Here is a 24676-nt window from a genome sequence, read left to right on the forward strand (position 1 = left end):
TATTTGAAACTAATCCTAGACACGCATACTCACAGTATATCCAGCGGGCATGCTTACAGTACCATACAGGAAATGGCTGAAGGTGCAAAAAATAAAGGATTAAAACTAATGGCTGTGACAGACCATGCACCTAAGCTTCCTGGAGCCTGCCACATTTATCATTTCTGGAACTTAAAAGTGATTCCCCGAATCATCCATGGGGTGGAGATTCTTAGAGGCGTAGAGGTTAATATACTTGATGACCAAGGAACGATTGACTTAGACGAAGATATTCTAACAAGGCTTGATTTAGTCATAGCCAGCCTCCATGATGCTTGTATTGAACCGGGAACCATAGAAGAAAACACCAATGCGCTGATTGGAGCAATGTCGAATCCGTATGTTCATATCATTGGACACCCTGGTAATCCGCGTTATCCTATAGACATTGACCGCATGGTTCGCGCTGCAAAGGAAAAAAACGTATTAATTGAAGTAAACAACAGTTCTTTCCACGTAAGACAAGGCAGTAAAGACAATTGTACTGCCATTGCATTAAAAGCAAAGGAGCTGGGCTGTAGGGTTGTGGTAGGCAGTGATGCACATATTAGCTATGATGTAGGCAAATTCGATACAGTTTTAGAAATTTTCCGCAGAATCAATATGCCTGAAGAACTGGTAATAAATGCATCCGTAGAGAAACTAAAAAACTTTCTTTTGGAGAAAGGGAAAAAAATATAAAGGATGCTTGATGCAGCATCCTTTTCTATCAGATTTAACTTCGCAGCAGCAGAAACTTTATAACACTAAAAAACTCTCTTGTATAATATTTAACCTTTGTACCGATAAAGGGGTGCATCTTTGCTGCACTGCCGCTGATTTCTATGTCGAGATATTTTGCGATGCGGAGTGCCCGATACAAATGAAAGGTATTGGTAACTACTACAGCGTGGCGGAGTTCTTCTTTTTCCATGATTTCCTTGCTAAACTTTAGATTTTGAAAGGTATTGTAAGAGTTTTCTTCTAAAAATATATCTTCTTGAGGAATTCCGTTCCGGACGAGATAAGCGGCCATGGCCTTGGCTTCTGTTGTAATCTCATCATGTCCTTGGGCTCCGCTGACAATGATCTTTTGCCCATATCCCAAATGATAAAGCTCGATGGCTTTATCCAGACGGTATCGAAGTAAGGGGCTTGGCTGGTCGCCCCAAAGATGGGCACCTAATACGATCAAAGTATCAGAGGGTACTGGCTTCTCCCGAAAAGGTGCAGCGATAATTTTCCATTGAATAGCGCAAAATAATAAAGTGAAAGCTAATAAAAGTACCAGCAACAGCTGCTTTGTCTGAAGCATAAAGACCTCCTGCAAAAGTAGTTGACATCATTTATTATATTGTATTTCTTTCTGATCGTAAACTCAAATTGTTTATACAATAACTATATATTTATAAAATAAAGGAGGAGTCAAAATGACGAGAATAAAGCCGCTGGCACCTGAAGCGGTGGATCAGGATAGTCAGCAAATATTTGAAGCTTTTTTGAAACAGCGGGGAAATATCCCCAATATGTTTAGAACATTGGCGCATCGGCCAGAGTTACTCAAAACTGCATATAAGCATTTTTCTACGATCCTAAATACAGGAACTGTAGACATCCGGTTAAAAGAAATGGTAGGTGTCCGTGTATCTCAAATGAATCAATGCGCCTACTGACTAGCATCGCATACTGTTTTGGCAAAACAGTTCGGTGTATCGGAAGAAGCGATTTATGCGATGGCAGATAAGGAAGATAATCCGGAATTATTTACAGCGCGGGAAAAAGCTGCCTTGGAATTTGCAGAACGAATGACCGTGGATTCCAATAACGTGGATGAGGATTTATGGAATCGGCTAAAAGAACATTTTGATGAAGGTGAAATTATTGAAATTGCCTGCGTTATAGGAGTGTTTAACTATTTTAACCGCTTTAATAATGCGTTGAAAGTAGATATAACAAAATAAAAGTGATGTTTTGCAGAAAATATAGTTTTAAGAATAGACAAAAACTTCTAGAGCGATCCTAGAAGTTTTTGTCTATTCTTGAGAAAATAACAAATACTAAATAAAAATAAATGTAGCAGAGGGTGAGTGAATGAAAGCATTAGAGTTGACCTATGGAAATCTATTGAGAATGTCTTTTTTGGTTTTAAATCCATTCAAAAAAGCTGTAATAAAAACACAATGCAAGGTTCATAAGTATATTAACATACAAGCATTGAAGATATTAAAAAATGATAACCATACTAGTGCATACGAATTTTTCGGCAAATATATTATGGCATTAAATGATGGAGCTGTTTGGGCAGATCAAGACTTCAAAAGTAGTGGACACTTCTATAATCCTCATAAGAAGAAGGGCATGTATGGTGCACAAAATGCTATGAATCTGGGAAGAGCCTATTATCAAAAATCTCTTGATCTTTGGGGATTGAAGGAGCCGGAGAAGTCTCTTTTTTATCTTGGTGCTGCTTTGCATATCATACAGGACATGACAATTCCACAGCACGCAAATATAAGACTATTGGATAATCATAGGCAGTACGAAAATTTTGTGAAAAGGACTTATCAATATTGTGATGATTTTAAAGTTGAAAGTGGTGCATACCGGCTGAATACTATTGATGAATATATTCGCTTCAATGCCAGAATCGCGTTGAAAATTTATAAAAAGTTTAAGATTATACCGGATACAGAACTTCGCTATTATAGAACAACAAAATGTATACTCCCATTAGCAGCAAGAACAACAGCCGGATGCATGCTGACTTTTTATGATGATATGAAAAAAGAACAAAGAAAAAAGCTGCATTAAATAAAACTATTTTTCATAGGTGCTATTTTTAGGGTATAATAAGCCTAATCACAGTATGAAAAATACGAGGAGGAATATAATGAATGAAGTAATTAAATTGTTAAGAGCACATCGTTCCATTCGAAAATTTACCACGCAAGATATTTCACAGGAGCATCTAAAAGAGATCGTTGAAGCAGCTCAATGGGCATCTAGTTCTACTTTTGTACAAGCCTACAGTATTATTGGTATCAGAGAAATAGAGACAAAAAAAAGATTAGCAGCCCTATGTGGAGAACAGCCTTATATAGAGAGTTGCCCCGTTTTTTTAGTATTTTGTGCAGATTTGCATCGATTGGAACATGCTTGCAGCATCCATAATACAGCAATGATTGGAGAGTATACAGAGTCTTTCATCATGGCAACCGTCGACGCTGCATTAGCCGCACAAAATGCTATGATTGCAGCGGAATCTTTGGGACTTGGTGGTGTGTATATCGGAGGAATTCGAAACCAACCGCAAATAGTAAGTGAATTGCTGACATTGCCTAAGTATGTATATCCTGTTTTTGGAATTGCATTGGGTTATCCGGCTCAAGATCCAGAGCAAAAGCCAAGACTGCCCATGAATGTAGTTTATAAAGAGGAACGGTATGATGATTCAGGAGACAAAGAAAGAATCTTAGAATATGACAAGATTATCAGTGATTATTATACCCGTCGTACAAAGGGCAAGCGATCAGATACATGGACCGAGCAAATGGCTGAAAAGATGCAGGCAGAAACAAGATCCCACATGAAGGAATTTTTACAAAAACGAAACTTTCTTTTAAAATAAATTTTCTAAAAGAAGATATATACATATTGGCATGAATAGAGGCAACATAGACTTCATATGGAAGTTGTGGTATGATTAGGAAAAATATTTTACTAAAGGAGATTTATAATGGAGAACAAGATTTTAGCAAAAGTAGGGGAAAAGGAGATTACACAGGAGGATTTAAACATCGCTTTAAAATATGCGCCTAGAGAGCAAGCTGCTCAATTTAATACCCTTGAGGGAAAAAAGTATTTGTTAAATGAAATGATTATGCAGGAATTAATATACCTTGAAGCAAAAGATAAGGGATTAGATAAAGATGCAGCTTATCAAAAAGAATTAGAAGCACTCAAAGAAAATCTATTAAAGCAACATGCGATTAATCAGTTATTAAAAAGTGTTGTAGTGGAAGAAAAAGAGGCAAGAGAATATTATACATCTCATCCAAACCAATTTCAACAAGGAGAGTCTGTAAGAGCAAGGCACATCTTGATTCATGAAGAAGAAACTGCAAAAGGTGCCCTTGAAGAATTGAAAAGCGGGAAATCCTTTGAGGAGGCTGCTGCTGAATTATCTGAATGTCCGTCAAGAGCACAAGGTGGAGATTTAGGATATTTCGAAAAGGGCAAAATGGTTCCGGAGTTTGAAAAGGCAGCTTTTGAATTAGAGGTAGGCCAGGTAAGTGATTTAGTAAAGACACAGTTTGGTTATCATATTATTAAATTAGAAGATAAAAAGGAAGCTACGGTTGTCCCTTTTGAGCAAGTTAAAGGTCAAATTATTAGTTATCTGGAAAAAAACCTACAAAATAAAAAAGTAGTAGAGCATGCAAACCAATTAAGGGAACATTACCCGATTGTCATTCATGAGGATCAATTAGTATAATACAAATAAAAAGAGAAGGATCAATTTTAAATGATCCTTCTCTTTTTATTTGCAAAAGTTTAATACAGAACAGAGGTCTTCAGGAAAACTAGATTTTCCGTAGGGACGACCTGCACTCGCCCGATACATATCAAATTCTCTTAAATTAATTTTTGAGTAATCCGTATAAACCCTTGTAAAGAAGCATAATTCTCGTATCCCCTAAGCATTAGATATGATAAAATGAAGATAATAGAGGGGGGAGAGCGTTGGCTTTAGACATTGTGGTGCAACTGACCAATAAGGTTTCAGTCATTTTGGTGATTGCTTTTTTGCTTTCTAAGATTCCGATTTTTAAAAACGTGTTGTTGAAAAAAAGCCTTAGTACACAGGATAAGTTTTTTTTGATTTTAATTTTTTCAATATTTGGTATAATCGGAACCTATTATGGTATTCCCATTAAGAATGCTATTGCAAACAGCAGCATTACCGGGGTTGTAGCAGGCGGATTATTGGGAGGGGCGGAGGTGGGTATTGGAACGAGTTTGCTGGTAGCTCTCTACCGTCTGTACATGGGAGGATATGTAGCTCCCGCCAGTGCGTTGACGACGATAGCCGCGGGAACTTTAAGCGGAATGCTTAACCCTCATTTTTTAAAAGTGAGAAATAAAGGGGTCTATGGCTTTGTGGTTGCACTCGTCTGTCAAATATTTTTATTTTTAATGATCCTTCTTTTAGCAAAACCTTTTGAGGCAGCTAGAGAGCTTGTTGGAATTATAGCTTTTCCAATGATCGCAGTAAATTCTTTCGGTGTAGCTATTTTTATTTCTATACTGGATAATATTTTTAAAGAGCAGGATAAGGTCGGGGCCTTTACAGCTCAGCTTGCACTTGATATTGCCAATAAAACACTTCCATATTTAAGACATGGGTTAGATTTTGAAAATGCTCAAAAAGCTGTGGAAATCATTTATAATATGGTGGATCATGTTTCTGCCGTAGCAATAACGAGAGGAGAATTGATCTTATCCCATATAGGTACTGGTGTGGATCATCATTGTCCGAGAGATAAGATTATGAATCGCAGCACCAAACGGGTATTGCGGACTGGTGAATATACAATTTCTCAAACAAGGGAAAAAATTGGCTGTCGCATTGTAAATTGTCAACTAATGGCTGCGATCACCATTCCCCTTAAGATGAATGAAAAAATAATTGGTACACTGGTATTGTATAAGAATACAGAGAATAGTATTACATCTGTAGATATACAGCTAGCTTTGGGGCTTGCGCAGCTTTTTTCTACGCAGTTGGAAATCAGCGAGGCGGATAATAAGGAAAGGCTTTTAGAAAAGGCAGAATTAAGAGCACTGCAAGCACAAATTAATCCTCATTTTCTATTTAATGCACTGAATACGATAGTTTCCTTTACAAGGACAGATGCAGATATTGCGAGAAAGCTACTCATTCATCTAGGTAATTATTTTCGCAACAGTTTGCAAAAAGTTGAGGATTTTATTGATCTTCACACGGAAATTAAAAACATTCAGTCCTATCTGGCAATTGAAGAAGCACGCTTTGGTCATAAGATGAAGGTAAGCTATCATATAGAAGACAACATAAGCTGTCAGCTGCCCCCCTTAATTATTCAGCCAATTGTTGAAAATGCCGTAAAGCATGGTTTATTACCGAAGAAAATCGGAGGGACGATTACCATTGCAGCAAGGATGGAGGAATCAGGGACATTGATTACAATCACAGATGATGGCGTTGGTATGACACTGGATAAAATAAAGTCACTATTTCATGACCGAGAAAGCCATCAAAGTATCGGAATGAGGAACGTAGATAAAAGACTGAGAGGAATCTATGGAGAAGGATCGGGTTTAATCGTTGAAAGTGAACCTCAAAAGGGAACAAGGGTGACGGTTCGTATACCTAAAGAACTTTAAGGGAGGATTGCCGATGAGAGTTGTCATTATTGATGATGAAATTCCTGCTTTAAGTGAACTGCGATATCTATTGGAAAAATATGAGGATATTGAAATCGTAGGAGAAGGCTATGATGGTGAAGAAGTGGTGGACTTGATAGAATCGCTAAAACCAGATGTTGTTTTTTTAGATATACATATGACGAACTTGGATGGCATTACTGCCGCCTATCAGTTCATTGAAAAAAATAGTCAACCGCTTTTAGTTTTTGCAACAGGCTATGATGAATATGCAGTGCAAGCTTTTGAATTGAATGCTGTAGACTACATATTAAAGCCCTTTAACGAGGAACGAATAGATATAACGATACAAAGACTGCGTAAAAGTTGCAGTCAACAAGCAATGAATAATAGTAAGACACAGGAAAAAATATTAGACTGTATTGTGAATCTGAAGCTGACAGATAAAATTGCCGTATGGGATCAGGAAAAAATTAAGATTATTGATTTTCAAGATATTTTATATGTAACGGTAGAAGGAAGACAGAGCATTATTGTTACTGAATTTGGGCGGTATTTAGTACATCTAAACCTAAAAGAACTGGAAGTAAGACTCCCAAAGGAGAAATTTTTTAGAACGCACCGTGCTTTTATTGTAAATCTTGAAAATATTGATGAAATCAATTTGTGGTTCAATAATACCTTTGTTGTTCGAATGAGAAACTGTGAAGATGAAATTCCTGTCAGTAGAACCTTTGTAAAGGAATTTCGCAATGCTATCGGATTATAGGCATATGAAATCTATGTTGCTTATAGAACATGTGATGCCTTTTTTTTTGCGTTTCATTCTTCAGGCTACATGTTTTTTCTCTTCTGGGGTAAAATAAAAAAAAGATTCAGGAAAGGAGAAATAACTATGTTAGCTGTATTGCAACAAATGGAGGATAACACGGCTATAATTCTTACTGATCGAAACTACAGAGTGGTTGTTCCTGCGGAGATGATTCCCCAAGGGGCGAAAGTAGGCGATCGGATTTATCTAGAGCTGAGAACCGAAATTGACAACCAGGCAGTTGAAGAGAGAATGGACGCTTTGGAGAATGAATATCTACATACCTTCTTTTAGTAGAAACAAGTTCTATATATGTTTATGCCAAAAACTTTTATTAGCATTTTAAGAGCAGAACTTTATAAACTGGAAGGATGCAAAGACATCAAAAACTGTTTTCATGCATCATTCAATGAAAGTTTATAAAAATGCTACTTACCAAAATGTCTGATAAAAGTTTTTTATTTGCTTTCAAAGACTGGATAAGGATTGTATTTTCTGGAAATATTTATTACAATAATAGATGAATGTTACAGATCAGGAAAAGCTCTATAGTAAGGAGGCATATTATGGCAAGCAATTGTTCTTTTGATGTAGTTTCAGAGGTGAATTTTCAAGAAGTAGACAATGCAGTAAACCAAGCGAAAAAGGAACTGGCGCAAAGATATGATTTTAAGGGCAGTAAAGCTACAATAGACTTAGATAAGGATGAAATCAAAATAACTGCTGAGGATGATTTTCGTATTAAAAATATTGTAGATATTCTACAAACCAAGTTGGTCAAGCGAAATGTTCCTCTCAAATCACTGGATTACGGAAAGATTGAACCTGCAGGCGGCAGTATGGCAAGACAAATCATTACAGTGCAAAGAGGAATATCCAAAGAAAAAGGTAAGGACATCGTTGCCGCTATAAAAAATTCTAAATTGAAAGTACAAGCACAAATCATGGATGATCAGGTAAGGGTTACAGGAAAGGACAAAGATATTCTTCAAGAAGTTATCCAAATGCTAAAATCAAAAGACTTCGGCGTAGAGTTGCAATTTACCAATTATAGATCCTAAAAATTATAAAGTTCCTATGGAATAGGAACTTTTTTTGCAGGTGTTTCAGTGCAGAATCAATTACGATCCGATAGGGGGGATTTTGAAGTGGAAGGAGATCATAAAAAAACTTATTTTTTAATGGTGATGTCCACCATATTTTGGGCAGGAGCTTTTATAGCTGGGAAAATTGGCGTTAGCGAATTTCCTCCTTTTTCATTGGCATTTTTTCGTTTCTTTTTTGCTACCTTTATAATTTTTGGTATAATGATCCGGTATGAAAAAAAGGATTGGCGTTTAAGTGGTAAAGATTGGGGACCCGTTATTCTGCTAGGGTTTATTGGGATGTTCGGCTATCATGTACTTTTCTTTTCTGCGTTGCAATATACTTCAGCAGTGAATTCTTCAATGATTGGAGCTACCAATCCACTGATTACCAGTATACTGGCGGCCTTTTTCCTTAATGAAAGTTTTGGAATTAAACGGTTAGGAACTGTGCTGATGGCTTTCTCCGGTGTGGTTCTTACCTTAACAAATGGGGATATTTCTGTGCTGAAAGCTTTTAATTTCAATAGAGGAGATCTCTTAATGCTGCTAGCTGTGCTGTGCTGGGCAATATACTCTGTTATTAGTAGAAAAGTGATGCACCGTTACTCACCTTTAATCTTGACCTCCTACAGCTTTTTAGTATGCTTGATACTGCTGCTGCCCTTTGTAGTTTGGGAGAAACCCTTAAGTTACTTGCCAGAGGTTAGTTGGAAGGGTTGGAGTTCCGTATTGTATATGTCAATCTTTGCCTCTGTAATTGGATATCTGGTACAGCAGATGTCTATTAAGGAAATTGGAGCCAGCAAGACAGCAGCCTTTATTAATCTGGTACCTGTATTTTCGATCATTCTTTCTGCTACGATTCTTCATGAGAAAGTAACAGGTTTTAAACTATTAAGTGCAGCAATTATCATTAGCGGAGTTTATTTGAACTCTCGAATGAAAAGCATATCTGATGAATCTCTGAAGCAGAGCGGATAAATAAAAATTATTGAACACAACAAGAAACAATGAGGTATAATAGAATAGCATATGTCTCAAGTGGTAAATAATACAGTTTTAAAAAGCCCTATGGATATGGAAAAAACAGTTCTTCCTTAGACGGCTTATAAAAAGAGAGAAATTTTGAAATACTTTAAAAGAAAACTATATTACACTGCTTTGGCAGTAGAAAAGAGGAATAGAAATGGCAGATAAACAGATTATCAGTTTTTATGATGAAGATGGGCAAAAGATAGAATTTGAACTGGTAGAGATTATTGAGATGGAAGATAATAAATATGCACTGCTAGCGCCTATAGGAGAAGAAGATGACGCCTATGTATACAAAATTGTAGAAATGGATGGAAAAGAAGAATATGTAGTAGTTGAAGATGATGATGAATTTGAAAGAGTTTTAGAGGAATATGATTCCTATTTTGACATTGAATAGGGGGAACTGCAATGGAGCCAATGGTGGTCATGCTAATGGAAAAAGAGCAGGGCACAGGGTATCTTATCAAGGAAATTGGTAGTTATAGGGTGATGGAGGGGGGGGCCTATATCGATGCCATCTACCTTATTGAAAAGGTCGTACATCTCCGCCTGACAACGGATCGAGATTTAGAAGATTGGGAATATGCAGCTGTATTTGATTATTATGACACAGAGGTTTTTGGACAGATTATTCTTTCTATTAATGAAGTAGAAGAAGAGTTTAATCCTGTTTGGGAGATCACTTTTCCTTTTACTGATTCACAAGAAGGAATGGAGAATCTGTTAGAAAGGATTATAACAATTCATAAAACAGAATTAAACAGTACTTATGAGGGGATTCAAGATAAGAAAGAGGAATATGAATAAAGCCTTAGAGGGATACCGCTAGGGCTTTTATTTAATCAATCAACAAAAGGAGTTTTTTAAATGGAGCAACCAAAAGAATTAAAAGGCTGTTCACTAGAGGAGTTGGAGTTTTTTTTCAAAGAGATTGGAGAACCCTCCTATCGGGCTAAGCAAGTTTATCAGTGGATACATAAAGGGGTCCAATCTTTTGAAGGAATGACGAATCTACCTAAAACGCTAAGAAACAAACTAGAGGAAAAAGCCTGTTTGAATCATTTAATTATAGTGGACAAATTGGTTTCAACTGTGGATGGTACGCGAAAATACCTTATGCAGCTGGAAGATCAAAACATTATAGAATGTGTGCTCATGCGTTATGATTATGGAAATACGCTCTGCATATCTTGTCAAGTAGGCTGTAGGATGGGTTGCAGTTTTTGCGCGTCTACGCTGGAAGGAGTTATTCGTAACCTCAGCGCCGGAGAAATGTTAGATCAGGTTTTAACGGTGCAAAAAGATTTGGGTGAGCGGATTTCGAATGTTGTATTAATGGGAAGTGGAGAACCGCTGGATAATTTTCAAGAGGTAAAAAGATTCTTAGAAATTATCAATCATCCAGAAGGAGTGAATATCAGTTTAAGAAATATTACAATTTCAACTTGTGGTCTTGTACCTCAGATCATGGAGCTGGCAGACGAGAAGCCACAAGTTACCTTAGCTATATCTCTCCATGCATCAAACGATCAATTGAGAAGTCAAATGATGCCGGTGAACAAGTCCTACCCTTTACAAACCCTTATGAAAGCCTGCCGATATTATATTGAAAAAACCAACAAGCGAATTACTTTTGAATATGCCTTGATTCATGAGGTTAATGATACAGAGTATCATGCTAAAGAGTTAGTTGCGTTATTGAAAGCTTTGCTCTGTCATATAAACCTTATTCCGCTGAATAAAGTCAACGAAAGAAAATATGAAGCGCCCAATGCTGAACGAGTCAAGCGATTCCAACAAATATTAAAGCAAAAAGGAATTGAGGCAACCATCCGCAGAGAATTAGGGAGTGATATCAATGCAGCCTGCGGTCAACTTAGGCGAAGATATTTAAAGGAACAGAAAGAGTGTTAAAAATCTTTTGGAATGGTGAGCAAATTTAGTTCATAGAATATTATGAAACGAGAAGGAATTTCAAAAAAGTTGGCGAATAATATTGTAACGAAAGAATATTTTGAATTAAATAAAAGTTATATTCGTGCTCAACAATTCCAAAGGAGGAGATTAAAATGGTTAAGTTAATTACCGGAGGAAAAGGTACAGGCAAGACGAAGAAAATGATTGACATGGCAAATCAGTTGGCGAACAACGGCAAAGGAAATGTAGTTTTCCTGGATGATGATAATCGCCACATGTATGACCTCAAACACACGATCCGTTTTATCAGCTTGCATGAATATCCTGTGAATGACGAAAAAAGTTTTCTAGGATTTTTATGCGGAGTGCTTGCAGCGGATCATGATATTGAGGTCATTTTTATTGACGGACTTTTAAAAATTGCGAATATTGCTATGGATAATGTGTCTGAAATTATCGATCAAATCGAAACGCTTTCCCAAAATCATACAATAGATTTAGTTGTCTCTCTCCACTGTGAGCCTGTTAATTTACCGCAAAAATTGAAAGAATATATGGTAGTATAAAATAGGGCTATAATGCCCTGTTTTTTCACTATATACATCTAATAATAATGACAATGGAAGGATGAAAAAGAACAGTGAATAACAGGGAAGACGTTTTACAGATCGACAGCGATTATCCTATTCGAATCCTCCGGGAGGATCCACAAACTGCAGATGTTGATTTGTTTATTGATTTATCTAATCGAAGCATCAATTTAAAACTGTGTTCTATTGAATCTTTAGGAATTTCAAGAATACAGTTGCCACAGGTTCGTGGAATACTTATTCGATATTGTAAAAAAGAGAAGAATGGCAGTGCTACAATTCACTTTTTAAGAAACATTGATTTATATTCTCATATTATGAACTTTGAAGTCAATTACGCTGAAATGATTATTAACGTAAAAGATGCAGAAGATGCTGTTGAATTTTTATTAGAAAAAAATAAAAAACTTTAAAATTCTTACATAAAATCAATGAAACATTTTATAGAGTAGGTTTAAATTTAATGAACTCGGTTATACTAAGTTCAAGTAAAACTTGTTAACCATCATTTATTTTGAAAAGGTATAGGAGGCATTTAGGCAATGAAGGAAGGAACTGTGAAATGGTTTAATAACGAAAAAGGTTTTGGTTTTATCGAAGTGCCCGGTGAGCCGGATGTATTTGTGCATTATACAGCTATAACCGGAGAAGGCTTTAAGAGCTTGGAAGAGGGTCAAAGAGTTCAGTTTGAAGTTACAAAAGGTGATCGTGGACCTCAAGCTACTAATGTAACAAGATTATAAAATACCAAAAGTCTCTACAAAGATTAGCGTAGAGGCTTTTATATTTTATTAAAGGAATCTTAGAGGGTGCCGTAGAAGTAAATATAGAGAACGAACATGGATAGAATTTACGAGGATGCCGCATTAAAAATGACAGAAATAGGAATTGGTACTTGCTGGATTCGAGGATTTTTTGATAGAAATTTGATTCGAAATGTGATAGAAATAAAAGAGGGCGAAATAAACGGCTGTTTGCATTGCTTTGGAATAGAAAAAAAGGCTGTAAAGCGAAAACTTCGCCAATCAAGAAATAGAAGAGATTGGATTTAAAAATGATTAGAACAAAACGATTATAGAATATATGGATACACAGCAAAAATGGATGTACATAATGGATAGTGTAAGGAGGCGACGATGAAACGAAGATGGTGGATTGTTTGTATCTTGATATGGAGCATTTCCATAACTGCATGCAGCAATAAAACAGATTTAGATCAAGAAATGATACAGTTTGACAACAACAATGAAATGCTTACACAAGAGGAAGCGCTGGACCGCCTGATGACTTTGCCACAAATTAAGGCGATCGTAGAAGCAGGGAAAGAGATAGAAATTAAAGAAATTCACGAACCCACAGAGGAAGAGCCGATTTGGGAAATAGTTATTGCTGAGAAGGGTAGTAAAGTGAAGCAGGTGTATATTCTAAATGCTTTCACCGGTGAACTTCTTGAAAATTCAATAGGGCATAATCAGGATGAAGATATCGAGGACCTAAAGGCAGATATGTCGGATACATTGGTATGGGTATTTGAAAACTGGCAGAGTTTTCATTACACCAACTATGATCCTACCCGGTTGGGATTGGCCTTTGATCTTAATTTTAGATTGGCTTATATTTTTAATAACTATGATGAAAATGTTCAACAAGTAGAGCAGCAAAAAATTACATCGGAGGTAAAGATTCTTGAAATTAAAGATATCGGCATGGCTTTTGATGAAGAAGAGCATACCATGCACGCCCAGCTTCGGATGATTGCCCAGTATCAGCAGCAAATTAACGGAGAGAAGCTGGTAGAGCTGGTAGAAGTCTTATTATTTTCTAAGAATCACTTAGACAATGAGGAAGGTTGGCAAATAACCAATGTAGATATGTATGAAACTGCCCAAAGCAGCAGAAATTTTGAAAAACTATTTTTGGGCTTTAAAAAATAGGCTGATCCGTCAGCCTATTTTTCTAGAAATTTATCACCTAAATATTTTTTTATATCTTGAGGATCACTTTCGGGCGTTATTAAAATCTCTCGCCCGCTTTCCTCTAAATATACTAATATCTCTGTATCCCCTTCAAGAAAGAACTTGGCCACGGTCTCCTCTTTCATTTCACGGATCTTATTTTTATGATGCTTTTTTTTCTCCAACTCTCTCGTAAAATAATACCCCATCATTTCAACGATCTTTGTATAGCGTTTCATAATCTACCTCCTTAGACATCCTCACTAGTTAGTATAGCATATTTTTATAAAATTATAGAAATGTTTATAGGTTTTATCTAAGCAGAAGTATTCTGTATACTATGCTAATTCAGTAGCATGGCGTATAGGTTTGTAGTATAATGGAATTGACCCTAGGCCATAAAAATTCAAGAATATAATAAGAAAATCTGGGTATAAAGATGATGAATATAGGTGAAAGGGGCCTCAAAATGAAGAGTCCAAGAAATATTATGGTGTGTGTAACACAACAAAAGACCTGTGAAAGACTAATTAGAAGAGGTGCCGAGTTAAGGGATGCGTATGACGGAGAGTTATTTGTCATACACGTAGCAAAAGAGGGATGGAATTTCCTGGGAAAAACAAAAGAGGGTGATGCCTTAGAATATTTATTTCAAAAGTCAAAATCCTACGGTGCCAATTTAACCGTTGTTCGATCCCATGATGTATTGGAAACCTTAAAGGACTTGGCAGAAAAGCATGATATTGATCTAATTGTATTGGGAGAATCCCAAGAGGATAGTGAAGAAAATAATATTGTAAGCAAGCTGGGAAAACGTTTGCGAGATGATGTTGGTTTTGAGATTGTTCCGGTAAAAATGAAGAGAAAAGTTGTATAACTTTTTGTGCATCCTTTCAGGGGTGCACTTATTTTTTTTCTGTTCAATTCATTAGAAAAGAGATAAAATAATGCTATCTCATTTAATAAAATGAAATAATCCATCTAAAAGCTGGGGAAGCTGATAGAAGCAATTTCAATATTGTTTTGAAAAAGGAGTAGCGGCTATGGAAACGAAGAGCAGATATAGAACCTATTCTCAGTATTTAAGAGAAAAATATGGAGAGAAAGTATATAAGATTCCGTTGAACCTTCCAGTGACTTGTCCTAATAGGGATGGGATACTGGGCAGGAATGGCTGTATATTTTGTGGAGAAGAAGGAACTGGCTTTGAAAGTCTATGCAATAAGATATCCGTCAGTGAGCAATTAGATCAAAATATAAAATATATTCAGGAAAAGTATAAAGCGGGAAAATTCATTGCTTTTTTTCAAAATTTCACAAATACATATTTACCTTTATCCGATTTCAAAGGGTATATGGGAGAAGTGCTTCAAGATAATGTGGTGGAAATAGCAGTTTCTACACGACCGGATTGTATCCATGATGATTATTTAGAATACTTGAAGGATTTGCAATATAGAACAGGTAAAAACATATCCATAGAGCTGGGCCTGCAAAGTGTGAATTATTATACACTGCAAAAAATCAATCGTGGACATACCCTGGCAGAATTTATTGACGCAATGCTGAAGATAAAAAAGTTCGGTTTTAGCAGCTGTGTGCACCTCATATTAAATCTGCCATGGGATCATGAGGCAGATGTGATCGAAGGGGCAAAGATTCTATCTGCCTTAGGTGTTGAACAAGTCAAGCTTCATTCTCTTTATATTGTCAAAGGAACTGAGATGGGAAGGCAGTATGAAAATGGACAGATAAAATTGATCAGTCTCGAAGAATATGTAGACCGTGTCATTACTTTCTTAGAATATTTGGACCCCAATATTGTTTTACAGCGGATTATCGGAAGGGCACCGGAAGAAAATACGCTTTTCTGCAATTGGGGAACCAGCTGGTGGAAGATCAAAGATATGATTGATGAAAAAATGGAACACACTGACAGCTATCAGGGAAAAAAGTTTAATTATCTAAATGGAAAAGCTGTAAAGCATTTTGTTCCGGAAAAAAGATAGAAGCAGGAGTACGATGGTTTAGACAGAATACAGAAGATACACAAAAAATACAGGCACAAAGGGGGAAACAGTATGAAGCCTATTATTGGCATTTGTACCAACTATTCAACGAATGAAAACATTGGAATAATGACGGAGCTGGGGTTTGAAGGCCAGGACTGGCAGTTGCTTGCCGGTGATTATATCCGTGCCGTAGAACTGGCAGGAGGGATCCCTATCATCATTCCGATCGTAGAGCATCAACAGACCTTAGAACCCATCTTGGAGAGGATTGATGGTATTATATTTTCCGGTGGTTCAGATATTGACCCACAGTACTACGATGAGTTGCCCCGCTATGGATTAGGAAATATTAATCCTGTCCGAGACGCTCAAGAAGTTGCCTTGGCGAAGAAAGTATTATATGAAAAAGATTTTCCAATCTTAGGAATTTGCAGAGGAATTCAGCTGCTTGCCGTAGCATCGGGAGGAACCCTTTATCAAGATCTAAAAAGTCAGCGGCCGGAAGGCTTTAATCATACCCTGAAAATTGCACCTAAATATCATCCGACCCATCACGTGGATATACAAATTGGAAGCAAACTCTATGAAATTTTTGGTAAGGAGCGGATGGGAATCAATGGATTTAATCATCAGGCGGTAAAGGAATTAGGAAAGGATTTCAAGGCAACGATGCTGGCACCGGACGGATTGATTGAGGGAATGGAGCTTTCTGGAGAGCGATTCGTTATCGGTCTTCAATGGCATCCAGAAATGATGATTGAACGGTATCCTGAATACATGGCAATTTTTACAGCCTTTATAGAGAACTGCAAAGGGAAGGCTTAAAAGTGAACTTGATAATAAAATCATTTAAGTGTATTTTTAAGGGCGCATCATATGCGCCCTTAAAGCATTTTTTTATTATTCCCTCCTATAAAAATAATTCAGAACAATCATTTGACAAATGGTATAATAGTCTATGACATACAAATAGGAAAGCTTGAAGGAGGGTTTCTTTTGCGCAATATTTTGCTTGTTTGGGATATCGATGGTACTTTGATTCATAGCAAAGGCTGTGGGAGAAGAGCCATGGAACAGACATTTTATAAACTATTTGGTATAAAAAATGCTTTTCAACAAATACAAATGTCCGGTAGATTGGATGCCTGGATTGTCCGAGATGCATTGATAATGCATAACATACAGGAGAAGAATTTAGCTGTGTTCTTTGATGCTTATTGTGAATTGCTTCAACTGGAAATGAAGGATGCCGAAGCATCGGTACCTATTCAAGGGATTCAAGAACTTCTCCAGTATATAAAAGATCTTTCTAACATATATCATGCGCTGGGAACAGGCAATATTGAGCGGGGAGCAAGGATTAAACTAGCACCTCAGGATTTGAACCGATACTTTCCTGTAGGAGGGTATGGTGATGCTGCGCTAGAGCGCTGGCAAATTATCGAACAAGCTGTTAAAAGAAGCAATGAACACTATAAAGTGATATTCCAGCCAGAGGATATATATGTTATTGGGGATACACCCTTAGACATCGGATGTGGGAAGACTTTGGGCGTAAAAACCATTGCTGTGGCTACAGGGAGTCATGGGCTAGAAGAACTAAGAAAACATGAACCAGACCACCTATTTGCTAATCTAGAGAATTACCATGAATTTTTCCGTATTTTTACTGATAAAGAATATTTATAGGAGGATGTATCATTGGAAAGAATATTTATTACGCTGATCATAGCTAGTTTAGGTGGACTTGTGGGTGTGAAATTGAAGATTCCTGCCGGAGCCATGATAGGCGCTATGATATTTGTAGCTGTCTATAATATTTGGAGTTCAAAAGGATTTATCCCGGAGAATTTTAAAATTGCTGCACAAGTTTTGGTAGGAGGGATGCTGGGATTAAATTTTACGATGGATACCCTCTATGGATTAAAACAAATGCTTATTCCTGCATTGGTAATGATATTGGGTCTGATTGTATTAAGTATTTTGTTAGGTTTTGTAATTTCTAAGACAACAGGTATGGATTTATTAACATCTCTTTTCAGTAGTGCACCGGGAGGGTTGACAGAAATGATCTTAACCTCAGAAGCCTACGGTGCTGATACCAGTAAAGTAGCAGTGCTTCATTTGATTCGTCTGATTAGTGTTATAACCGTGCTGCCTTTAGTGATCAAGGGTTTTATCAGATATATTCACGGGTAGTATTATTGATAATAAGAGGCATAAAAAACCTAAAATCATAACCATATGAAGCTGCTCTAGGATTAGGGCAGCTTTGTTGTTTATCAGCTTGGAAATGTTTATGGAAGAAGACAAAGGGTATTTTAAAAGCATAGAATTACTTGAAAGTCATATCCATAAACATATAAAAAATTTAATATTAAAAGGAGTTGGATGTATGAATGCTATTGAGGAAAAGGCAATTAATACCATGCGTTTTTTGGCTGTCGATGCAGTTGAAAAAGCAAAATCAGGGCATCCAGGAATGCCCATGGGAGCAGCGCCAATGGCTTATATATTATGGAGAGATTTTCTAAAACATAGCCCAACGAATCCAAAATGGCATGACCGTGACCGATTTATTTTGTCAGCAGGCCATGGCTCTATGCTGTTATACAGTCTTTTACACCTCTATGGTTATGACATAAGCCTAGACGATATTAAAAACTTTCGGCAGTGGGGCAGCAAGACACCAGGACATCCGGAAGTACATCATACACCAGGGGTTGAAACTACCACAGGGCCTCTCGGACAAGGCTTTTCCAATGGGGTAGGTATGGCAATGGCAGAAGCTATCCTGGCTGCACATTTTAATACAGAGGATATTACCCTTATAGACCACTTCACCTATGTAATTGCAGGAGATGGGGATATGATGGAAGGGATTGCCTCTGAAGCTGCATCCCTGGCAGGCCATCTACAGCTGGGAAAGCTGATCTGTCTTTATGATGATAACAAAATATCGATCGATGGATCTACAGAGTTAGCTTTTGGAGAAGATGTCGGAAAAAGATTTGAGGCCTATGGATGGCATGTGCAAAAGGTGGAAGATGGCAATGATTTAGGAAAAATCCATGAGGCTATTAAAATGGCAAAGTCTAAGACCCATCAACCCTCACTGATTAGGGTGAGAAACCAGATAGGCTATGGAAGTCCCAATAAGGCTGGGACTGCAGGTGTTCACGGAGAGCCTTTAGGAACGGAAGAATTAAAATTAGCGAAGGCATATCTCCATTGGCCGATAGAGCCTGCTTTCTATGTACCGGAAGATGTAAGAGAACATTTTCTAAAGCAAGCAGAGCAAGGTGAAAAATTGGAGGCTGCTTGGCAGGAGAAATGGGAGGAATACGAAGAAAAATATCCAGACTTAGCAAAAAAATGGAAGCAGTGGCATCAGAAGAAACTGGATGAGGAAACACTTCATATGGATGACCTATGGAGCTTTGGAGATAAACCTGTTGCAACGAGAAATGCATCGGGTGAAGTTTTAAATAGGCTTGCAGGAGTAATTGAAAATCTGATCGGTGGTTCTGCAGATTTAAGTCCATCAAATAAGACATATTTAAAAGGACTAGGAGATTTTAGCGCTACGAATCGAGTGGGTAGAAATATTCGTTTTGGGGTTCGCGAGCACGCAATGGGGGCCATCCTAAACGGCTTAGTGCTTCATGGCGGCATACGTCCTTATGGAGCAACCTTCTTAATATTCTCTGACTATCTAAGGCCGGCAATTCGACTATCTGCCCTGATGAAACTGCCAGTTATTTATGTATTTACCCATGACAGTATTTCAGTAGGGGAAGATGGGCCTACCCATCAGCCAATAGAGCAGTTAGCTGCCCTCAGAGCCATACCGGACCTAACTGTAATACGACCGGCTGATGCAAAGGAAACTGTTAGTGCATGGCAGCAGGCGTTAGAGAATAATGAGGGTCCTACAGCGCTGATTTTGTCACGCCAGAATCTTCCTGTGCTAGAACAAACAGGATCAGCGTGTAGAAAAGGTGGTTATATACTAAAAGGAGAGAAAGAAGATAAACCCGACATACTATTAATGGCTTCAGGTTCGGAAGTAAGTTTATTGATTGATGCGCATGGGGTTTTAGAAAATCAGGGTATTCACGCAAGAGTTATCAGCATGCCCAGCCTAGAAATTTTTCAACAACAGGAACAGGCATATATTGATCAAGTGCTGCCACCAGATGTGAAAGCAAGACTTGCAGTAGAAGCAGCACTGCCAATGGGATGGGAACGATATGTTGGTGATCAAGGCAAGGTTATTGGTATTAATGAATTCGGCGCCTCGGCACCAGGAGAATTGATAATGAAAAAGTATGGTTTTACTGTAGAGGCCGTGGTTGAATCCGCTTTAGGGTTATTGAAGAAATAGAACAAAAGAACGTAAAAGGAGGTATTTAGATGAGTGAATTGGCTTCAAAACAATGCATTCCATGTACAATTGGCACACCACCCCTAAACGGAAAGGAATTGGAGGACTTCCACCAGCAATTAGATCCTCTTTGGAAGGTCATTGATGAGCATCATATAGAGAGAGAATTCTATTTTAAAAATTTCCGGCAGGCGCTGAATTTTACTAATCAAATTGGAGCATTAGCCGAAGAGGAAGGTCACCATCCGGATATTTATCTGAGCTGGGGAAAAGTAAAATTAGTAGTGTATACACATAAAATCGATGGATTGTCAGAGAGTGACTTTGTATTCGCGGCAAAGGTGGATGCAATGAATATATTGTCATAGAGCAATCAAGGAGATGTACCTTTTTCTATTCAACTTCATATTATAGAAGTGAATAGAAAAAGGAGGTGTTTCGATGAATTATTATCCTTATGGCTACAATACGTATCCTTATACTTACTATAGAGGATACACGCCCGGTTATATATATCCACAGGCCCCTGTACTTCCCAATGGAGAGACGAATATTGCAGAATGGCAATCTGAAGAAGCCAGAAGCGAATATCAGGTTAATCATCTTACTATGCAAGCAAGGACAGAGCTTATGAGCTTTTATCGTGAACTGGAAGGTTTCGGAATCGATAGAAGCACAGCCGAGTTTTTGGTTCGTTTCGTAGTATCTTTTACAGTAAATAATGCGGAGAAGTATAGTGGTACCGTTGCACAAAAAGCAGCAGCTTTGTATAGAGACCTTGGGAACCAACATTCATGGATCATCATGATGATGAGAAACTTCGGTATACCGATGCAGCAGATCACGAAGTTGCTCACGACACTGATTGAATATGTATTGACCAGAATGGCAGGGCCTGTACGGCCACCAGAGTCAATCGACCAAAGGTCTGTTAGAATAACAAATCAAATCAGAGAACAAACTACTGTTTTCGCAGAACTGGATCGTTATGGTGTAACTGCCAGTATAGCAAATTCGATTGTAAGAGCGGTAGTATTATTTACATTAAGAAATAGTACTGTGGATGAACCGCCGAGAAATATTCGTAGAAGGGCTGATGAAATTTATAGATTGCTGGAGAAATCTAATTTAAATCTTATCAGCGATTTGCGGGCATATCGTATCCCACCAGGACAGATACGCGGGATTCTAAGAAATATTATTATATTCACACTAAGAGATATCTATACAACTTAAGCAAACCATGAGTTGATAAATAAATCTGAATGATTAAATCATTCAGGTTTATTTATCGTGAAGCTTTAAGAACATATCCCTATCTTTGGAATATATTTATAGTAAATGGAATTTGTGAGGTGGAAAAAATGTATAATACAAATACAATACAATGTCCTCCAGGAACAATGCCTTATATCATTCGTGTAGGAGATACTTATTATAACCTTGCCCAGAGATATAACACGAGTATCCCGGCTCTTATTTCTGCAAACCCTTTTGTGAATCCTAATCTGCTAATGATTGGTCAAAGAATTTGTATACCTAGACAGCCCATTTATCCTGCCTGTCCAGAAGGAAACTACTATACAATAAAGCAAGGGGATACATTATCTGCCATTGCGCTTTTTTATAATGTTTCACTGGATGATCTAATAGAAGCAAATCCTGCAATTGATCCGGATCGTTTATCAATTGGGCAAATTATATGTATTCCATTGGCTACTCCTCCAGTGCAGTGTCCACCGAATACTACCCAGTATACTGTTGAAAGTGGAGATACCTTTTATAGGATTGCGAGCAGATATAGTATTACTGTTGAAAGGTTAGCGGAGGCAAATCCGAGAATCAACCCCTATGGACTTTTAGTTGGGCAAAAATTGTGTATTCCTAAGGTTGAATAAGCGTAAAAAAATTCTTCATACAAACATGAAGAATTTTTTTTGTCATGAATCCTAAAAAACGATCTTTAAAGAAACTTATAAAGGCAAAAGTTCATGTACATACTTTCAATAAAATAGGTTTAAAATAATACCAGTATCCAAAAAATGAAGGATTCACCATAGCGGAATAACTCTATAACTCAATGCAGCTTTATTGAAAATAAGTGTTTATAAAATTAAAAAACGAAATAACAAAGGAAAGAGAGGAATAAAAATGATAGCAATTGTATCATTGCTCGCATTAATTATTGCGATATTTATCGGATTTAAAAGGGGCATCAATACAGGGCTAGTCAGTATAACTGGTGCTTATATTCTAGGATTCTTCGTTACGCAATTAAACGAAAAAACACAACAGACTGTTCCGCTTTCAGATCCGGCGGGTAAGTTTACGACGCTGGTAAATGGATGGCCCAATTCCTTATTCTTTATATTGCTAGGTGTTACGCTGCTTTTCAGTGTTGCTAAGGTGAACGGCACACTGTCTTTATTGGCTAGAAAAAGTGCCAGATTATCTGGAGGAAATAAGAAACTGATTCCAATTATATTTTTTGCATTGGCCACAATTATTGCAGCCATAGGACCGGGGAATATAGCAGTTTGTGCATTATTACTTCCCATCGCTATGAGTATTGCATCAGAAGAACATATTAGTCATCTGTTGATGGCAGGAATGGTTATTGCAGGATCCAATGCAGGCGGATTATCTCCTTTGGCACCTACCGGAATCATTGCAGGAACCCTTTCCGCGGGTATTGGACTGGAAAATGTAGGAATGAGTATTTTCTATAATATGGTCTTTGCACAGTTGATCATTGCATTAGTCTTATATATTATTTTGGGTGGGTACAAGCTTACTTCAAAAACAGAGGGAGCGAAGGCTGCCATAGAACCTTTTAATAATAAGCAAATGTTGACCATTGCTATTATTGTATTAGTGGTTGTAGCCGTAATTGTTTTCAAGGCACATTTAGGATTTGCAGGCTTTGTAGGTGCTACGATATTATTATTGCTGCATGCGGCAGAAGAAAAAGATTCGATTTACAATGTACCATGGTCCACACTATTGTTGGTTTGTGGTGTTGGTGTTTTGGTAAACGTTGTTAGCATAGCTGGTGGGATCACTACATTGACAGATGCACTATCTACTTTTATGACAGCTAGAACCGCAGCACCCATCATGACGATTATTGGTGGACTGATGTCTGCAGTTTCATCGGCTTCCGGTGTAGTAATGCCAACATTAATTCCCGCAGTACCTGGATTGATCGAGAGATTAGGAGCAAATATTTCACCTACTACTTTGGTCTCAGCGATTATTCTGGGGGCACATGTTGTAACCAATTCACCGCTGTCAACCCTAGGTGCTTTGGCAATGGCTTCTGCAGGAGATGATGTGGATAAAGGAAGATTATTTAGAGATTTACTGATTTTAGGTTTTGGAGGAAGCTTGTTTGGGGCTTTGATTGTATACCTGGGCATCGTAAGATAAACGGTTTAAAATATATAGAATAGACCTCTCTATAAGCTATAGCAAAGAATAATAAAACTTCCTAAATTCATTCTTTTAGGAAGTTTTATTTATATCCAGAATAGCTTTTGTTCCAAAACTGGTTATCAATTACAAAAAAAAATGGTAAAATAGTAGTTGGAATATGGAGGAGGAGGGGATCAAAATGCAAATCCGCCAATGGAACAAAATATTAATTCCCTATGAGCAGGCTGTCGAAGAATTAAAAGTAAAGTTCAAAGGGATTCGAACCGAATTAAGAGAAATTAACGAATATTCCCCTATAGAATTTGTAACTGGAAGAGTAAAAACGGTATCTAGTATTTTGGAAAAAGCAAAAAAATATAATGTGCCGGATGATCAGATCGAAGAAAAAATTGAAGATATTGCTGGAATTCGGATTATGTGTCAATTTGTTGATGATATTTATAGTGTGATTGAACTGATTCGTCAGAGAGATGAAAAGGATCTAAAAGTCTTATATGAGAAAGACTATCTACATAATGAGAAAGAAAGCGGCTATAGAAGCTATCATGTGATTATTGAATACCCGGTTCAAACAGCCTATGGGCAGAAGAAAATTCTTGCAGAAATACAGATCAGAACCTTAGCGATGAATTTTTGGGCAACCATAGAGCATTCTCTGCATTATAAATATAAGGAGAATATTCCTGAGAGGATCAGGGAGCGTCTGAAAAAGGCAGCAGAGGCGGCCCATCGATTGGATGAAGAGATGTGGGAGATTCGGGATGAAGTAATCAATGCACAAAAACTATTTGAGGTAAAATCCAATACGGTTTCCAGCATTGTAAATAATATCCAACTACTAAATCTTATCGGAAGAAAAGGCGAGGCACGGGAATTTCAAGAAAAATTTGAAGCCCTATGGGAAAAAGGAAATGTTGGAGATTTAAAAGAGTTGCTGCATACGATTAAGTATGTGGTAGCAAGATTTCAAGCCTTTGACTAATTGAATCTGAACTGGGTGTA

The 24676-nt window shown here is 37.4% G+C and carries 32 protein-coding genes; 30 read left to right on the forward strand and 2 right to left on the reverse strand.

The features are described from left to right. Positions 1-3 precede the first annotated feature (3 nt). Entirely contained in the window at positions 4-720 is a 717-nt protein-coding gene (locus Gferi_RS23080) for a phosphatase (RefSeq protein ID WP_069980483.1), read from the forward strand. A gap of 34 nt (positions 721-754) precedes the next feature. On the opposite strand, the gene Gferi_RS23085 is transcribed toward Gferi_RS23080, so the two are convergent. Beyond that, positions 755-1333, reverse strand: a complete 579-nt coding sequence (locus Gferi_RS23085; protein ID WP_069980484.1) for a YdcF family protein — start codon at positions 1331-1333, stop codon at positions 755-757. 115 nt (positions 1334-1448) lie between these two features. On the opposite strand from Gferi_RS23085, the gene Gferi_RS23090 reads away from it, so the two are divergent. From Gferi_RS23090 to Gferi_RS23175, 18 genes are all read left to right on the forward strand, one after another. Then, the gene (locus Gferi_RS23090; protein ID WP_069980485.1) at positions 1449-1691 is read left to right on the forward strand and encodes a carboxymuconolactone decarboxylase family protein; all 243 of its coding nucleotides are present in this window, start codon (positions 1449-1451) and stop codon (positions 1689-1691) included. An 18-nt stretch (positions 1692-1709) separates the two neighbouring features. Next, positions 1710-1979 carry a carboxymuconolactone decarboxylase family protein gene (locus tag Gferi_RS23095; RefSeq protein ID WP_156782470.1) on the forward strand — a complete coding sequence of 90 codons (270 nt, stop codon included), beginning with the start codon at positions 1710-1712 and terminating at the stop codon, positions 1977-1979. Between the two features lie 130 nt (positions 1980-2109). Beyond that, positions 2110-2829, forward strand: a complete 720-nt coding sequence (locus Gferi_RS23100) for a zinc dependent phospholipase C family protein (RefSeq protein ID WP_069980487.1) — start codon at positions 2110-2112, stop codon at positions 2827-2829. 79 nt (positions 2830-2908) lie between these two features. Next, complete coding sequence (gene nfsA / locus Gferi_RS23105; RefSeq protein ID WP_069980488.1) at positions 2909-3646, forward strand: oxygen-insensitive NADPH nitroreductase; 738 nt, start codon at positions 2909-2911, stop codon at positions 3644-3646. A 108-nt stretch (positions 3647-3754) separates the two neighbouring features. Next, entirely contained in the window at positions 3755-4513 is a 759-nt protein-coding gene (locus Gferi_RS23110) for a peptidylprolyl isomerase (RefSeq protein ID WP_069980489.1), read from the forward strand. Between the two features lie 248 nt (positions 4514-4761). Next, positions 4762-6444 (forward strand): LytS/YhcK type 5TM receptor domain-containing protein, encoded by a 1683-nt coding sequence (locus tag Gferi_RS23115; protein ID WP_069980490.1) that lies wholly within the window; start codon positions 4762-4764, stop codon positions 6442-6444. A gap of 13 nt (positions 6445-6457) precedes the next feature. Continuing rightward, the gene (locus Gferi_RS23120; RefSeq protein WP_069980491.1) at positions 6458-7213 is read left to right on the forward strand and encodes a LytR/AlgR family response regulator transcription factor; all 756 of its coding nucleotides are present in this window, start codon (positions 6458-6460) and stop codon (positions 7211-7213) included. Between the two features lie 126 nt (positions 7214-7339). Next, positions 7340-7549, forward strand: coding sequence for a hypothetical protein (locus Gferi_RS23125; RefSeq protein ID WP_069980492.1), 210 nt, complete (start codon positions 7340-7342; stop codon positions 7547-7549). 272 nt (positions 7550-7821) lie between these two features. Beyond that, positions 7822-8316: a YajQ family cyclic di-GMP-binding protein gene (locus tag Gferi_RS23130; RefSeq protein WP_069980493.1), complete on the forward strand. Its 495-nt coding sequence runs from the start codon at positions 7822-7824 to the stop codon at positions 8314-8316. An 87-nt stretch (positions 8317-8403) separates the two neighbouring features. Continuing rightward, positions 8404-9324 (forward strand): DMT family transporter, encoded by a 921-nt coding sequence (locus tag Gferi_RS23135; protein WP_257785951.1) that lies wholly within the window; start codon positions 8404-8406, stop codon positions 9322-9324. 205 nt (positions 9325-9529) lie between these two features. Next, entirely contained in the window at positions 9530-9775 is a 246-nt protein-coding gene (locus tag Gferi_RS23140; protein WP_069980494.1) for a DUF1292 domain-containing protein, read from the forward strand. An 11-nt stretch (positions 9776-9786) separates the two neighbouring features. Next, positions 9787-10185, forward strand: coding sequence for a DUF6762 family protein (locus tag Gferi_RS23145; RefSeq protein ID WP_069980495.1), 399 nt, complete (start codon positions 9787-9789; stop codon positions 10183-10185). A 60-nt stretch (positions 10186-10245) separates the two neighbouring features. After that, the gene (gene rlmN / locus Gferi_RS23150; RefSeq protein WP_069980496.1) at positions 10246-11292 is read left to right on the forward strand and encodes a 23S rRNA (adenine(2503)-C(2))-methyltransferase RlmN; all 1047 of its coding nucleotides are present in this window, start codon (positions 10246-10248) and stop codon (positions 11290-11292) included. A gap of 155 nt (positions 11293-11447) precedes the next feature. Next, positions 11448-11861: a hypothetical protein gene (locus Gferi_RS23155; RefSeq protein WP_069980497.1), complete on the forward strand. Its 414-nt coding sequence runs from the start codon at positions 11448-11450 to the stop codon at positions 11859-11861. Between the two features lie 74 nt (positions 11862-11935). Beyond that, the gene (locus Gferi_RS23160; RefSeq protein ID WP_069980498.1) at positions 11936-12298 is read left to right on the forward strand and encodes a hypothetical protein; all 363 of its coding nucleotides are present in this window, start codon (positions 11936-11938) and stop codon (positions 12296-12298) included. 129 nt (positions 12299-12427) lie between these two features. After that, positions 12428-12628, forward strand: a complete 201-nt coding sequence (locus tag Gferi_RS23165) for a cold-shock protein (protein WP_069980499.1) — start codon at positions 12428-12430, stop codon at positions 12626-12628. 96 nt (positions 12629-12724) lie between these two features. After that, a complete protein-coding gene (locus Gferi_RS23170; RefSeq protein WP_069980500.1) occupies positions 12725-12937 on the forward strand; it encodes a nitroreductase family protein in 213 nt (70 codons plus the stop codon). An 84-nt stretch (positions 12938-13021) separates the two neighbouring features. Next, on the forward strand, positions 13022-13819 hold the full coding sequence (locus tag Gferi_RS23175) for a hypothetical protein (protein ID WP_069980501.1): 798 nt from the start codon (positions 13022-13024) through the stop codon (positions 13817-13819). 14 nt (positions 13820-13833) lie between these two features. Here the strand turns inward: Gferi_RS23175 and Gferi_RS23180 are convergent, their stop codons facing one another. Further along, positions 13834-14079, reverse strand: coding sequence for a hypothetical protein (locus Gferi_RS23180; RefSeq protein ID WP_069980502.1), 246 nt, complete (start codon positions 14077-14079; stop codon positions 13834-13836). A gap of 230 nt (positions 14080-14309) precedes the next feature. Here Gferi_RS23180 and Gferi_RS23185 point away from each other — a divergent pair, with 230 nt between their 5' ends. From Gferi_RS23185 to Gferi_RS23235, 11 genes are all read left to right on the forward strand, one after another. Continuing rightward, positions 14310-14717 carry a universal stress protein gene (locus tag Gferi_RS23185; protein ID WP_069980503.1) on the forward strand — a complete coding sequence of 136 codons (408 nt, stop codon included), beginning with the start codon at positions 14310-14312 and terminating at the stop codon, positions 14715-14717. 166 nt (positions 14718-14883) lie between these two features. Further along, a complete protein-coding gene (locus Gferi_RS23190; RefSeq protein WP_069980504.1) occupies positions 14884-15849 on the forward strand; it encodes a TIGR01212 family radical SAM protein in 966 nt (321 codons plus the stop codon). Positions 15850-15921: 72 nt separating this feature from the next. Beyond that, positions 15922-16677 (forward strand): gamma-glutamyl-gamma-aminobutyrate hydrolase family protein, encoded by a 756-nt coding sequence (locus tag Gferi_RS23195; protein ID WP_069980505.1) that lies wholly within the window; start codon positions 15922-15924, stop codon positions 16675-16677. Between the two features lie 171 nt (positions 16678-16848). Then, the gene (locus tag Gferi_RS23200; RefSeq protein WP_069980506.1) at positions 16849-17541 is read left to right on the forward strand and encodes an HAD family hydrolase; all 693 of its coding nucleotides are present in this window, start codon (positions 16849-16851) and stop codon (positions 17539-17541) included. 12 nt (positions 17542-17553) lie between these two features. Continuing rightward, on the forward strand, positions 17554-18051 hold the full coding sequence (locus Gferi_RS23205; protein ID WP_069980507.1) for an AbrB family transcriptional regulator: 498 nt from the start codon (positions 17554-17556) through the stop codon (positions 18049-18051). A 196-nt stretch (positions 18052-18247) separates the two neighbouring features. After that, the gene (gene tkt, locus Gferi_RS23210) at positions 18248-20239 is read left to right on the forward strand and encodes a transketolase (RefSeq protein WP_069981580.1); all 1992 of its coding nucleotides are present in this window, start codon (positions 18248-18250) and stop codon (positions 20237-20239) included. Positions 20240-20268: 29 nt separating this feature from the next. Continuing rightward, positions 20269-20607, forward strand: coding sequence for a 4a-hydroxytetrahydrobiopterin dehydratase (locus Gferi_RS23215; protein ID WP_069980508.1), 339 nt, complete (start codon positions 20269-20271; stop codon positions 20605-20607). Positions 20608-20680: 73 nt separating this feature from the next. Further along, the gene (locus tag Gferi_RS23220) at positions 20681-21475 is read left to right on the forward strand and encodes a hypothetical protein (RefSeq protein ID WP_069980509.1); all 795 of its coding nucleotides are present in this window, start codon (positions 20681-20683) and stop codon (positions 21473-21475) included. Between the two features lie 128 nt (positions 21476-21603). After that, positions 21604-22137, forward strand: coding sequence for a LysM peptidoglycan-binding domain-containing protein (locus tag Gferi_RS23225; protein ID WP_069980510.1), 534 nt, complete (start codon positions 21604-21606; stop codon positions 22135-22137). 253 nt (positions 22138-22390) lie between these two features. Further along, a complete protein-coding gene (locus tag Gferi_RS23230; protein ID WP_069980511.1) occupies positions 22391-23668 on the forward strand; it encodes an SLC13 family permease in 1278 nt (425 codons plus the stop codon). A 184-nt stretch (positions 23669-23852) separates the two neighbouring features. Beyond that, positions 23853-24656, forward strand: coding sequence for a GTP pyrophosphokinase (locus tag Gferi_RS23235; RefSeq protein ID WP_069980512.1), 804 nt, complete (start codon positions 23853-23855; stop codon positions 24654-24656). Positions 24657-24676 lie beyond the last annotated feature (20 nt).

The sequence above is a fragment of the Geosporobacter ferrireducens genome, from assembly GCF_001750685.1.
Taxonomy (GTDB): Bacteria; Bacillota; Clostridia; order Peptostreptococcales; family Thermotaleaceae; genus Geosporobacter; species Geosporobacter ferrireducens.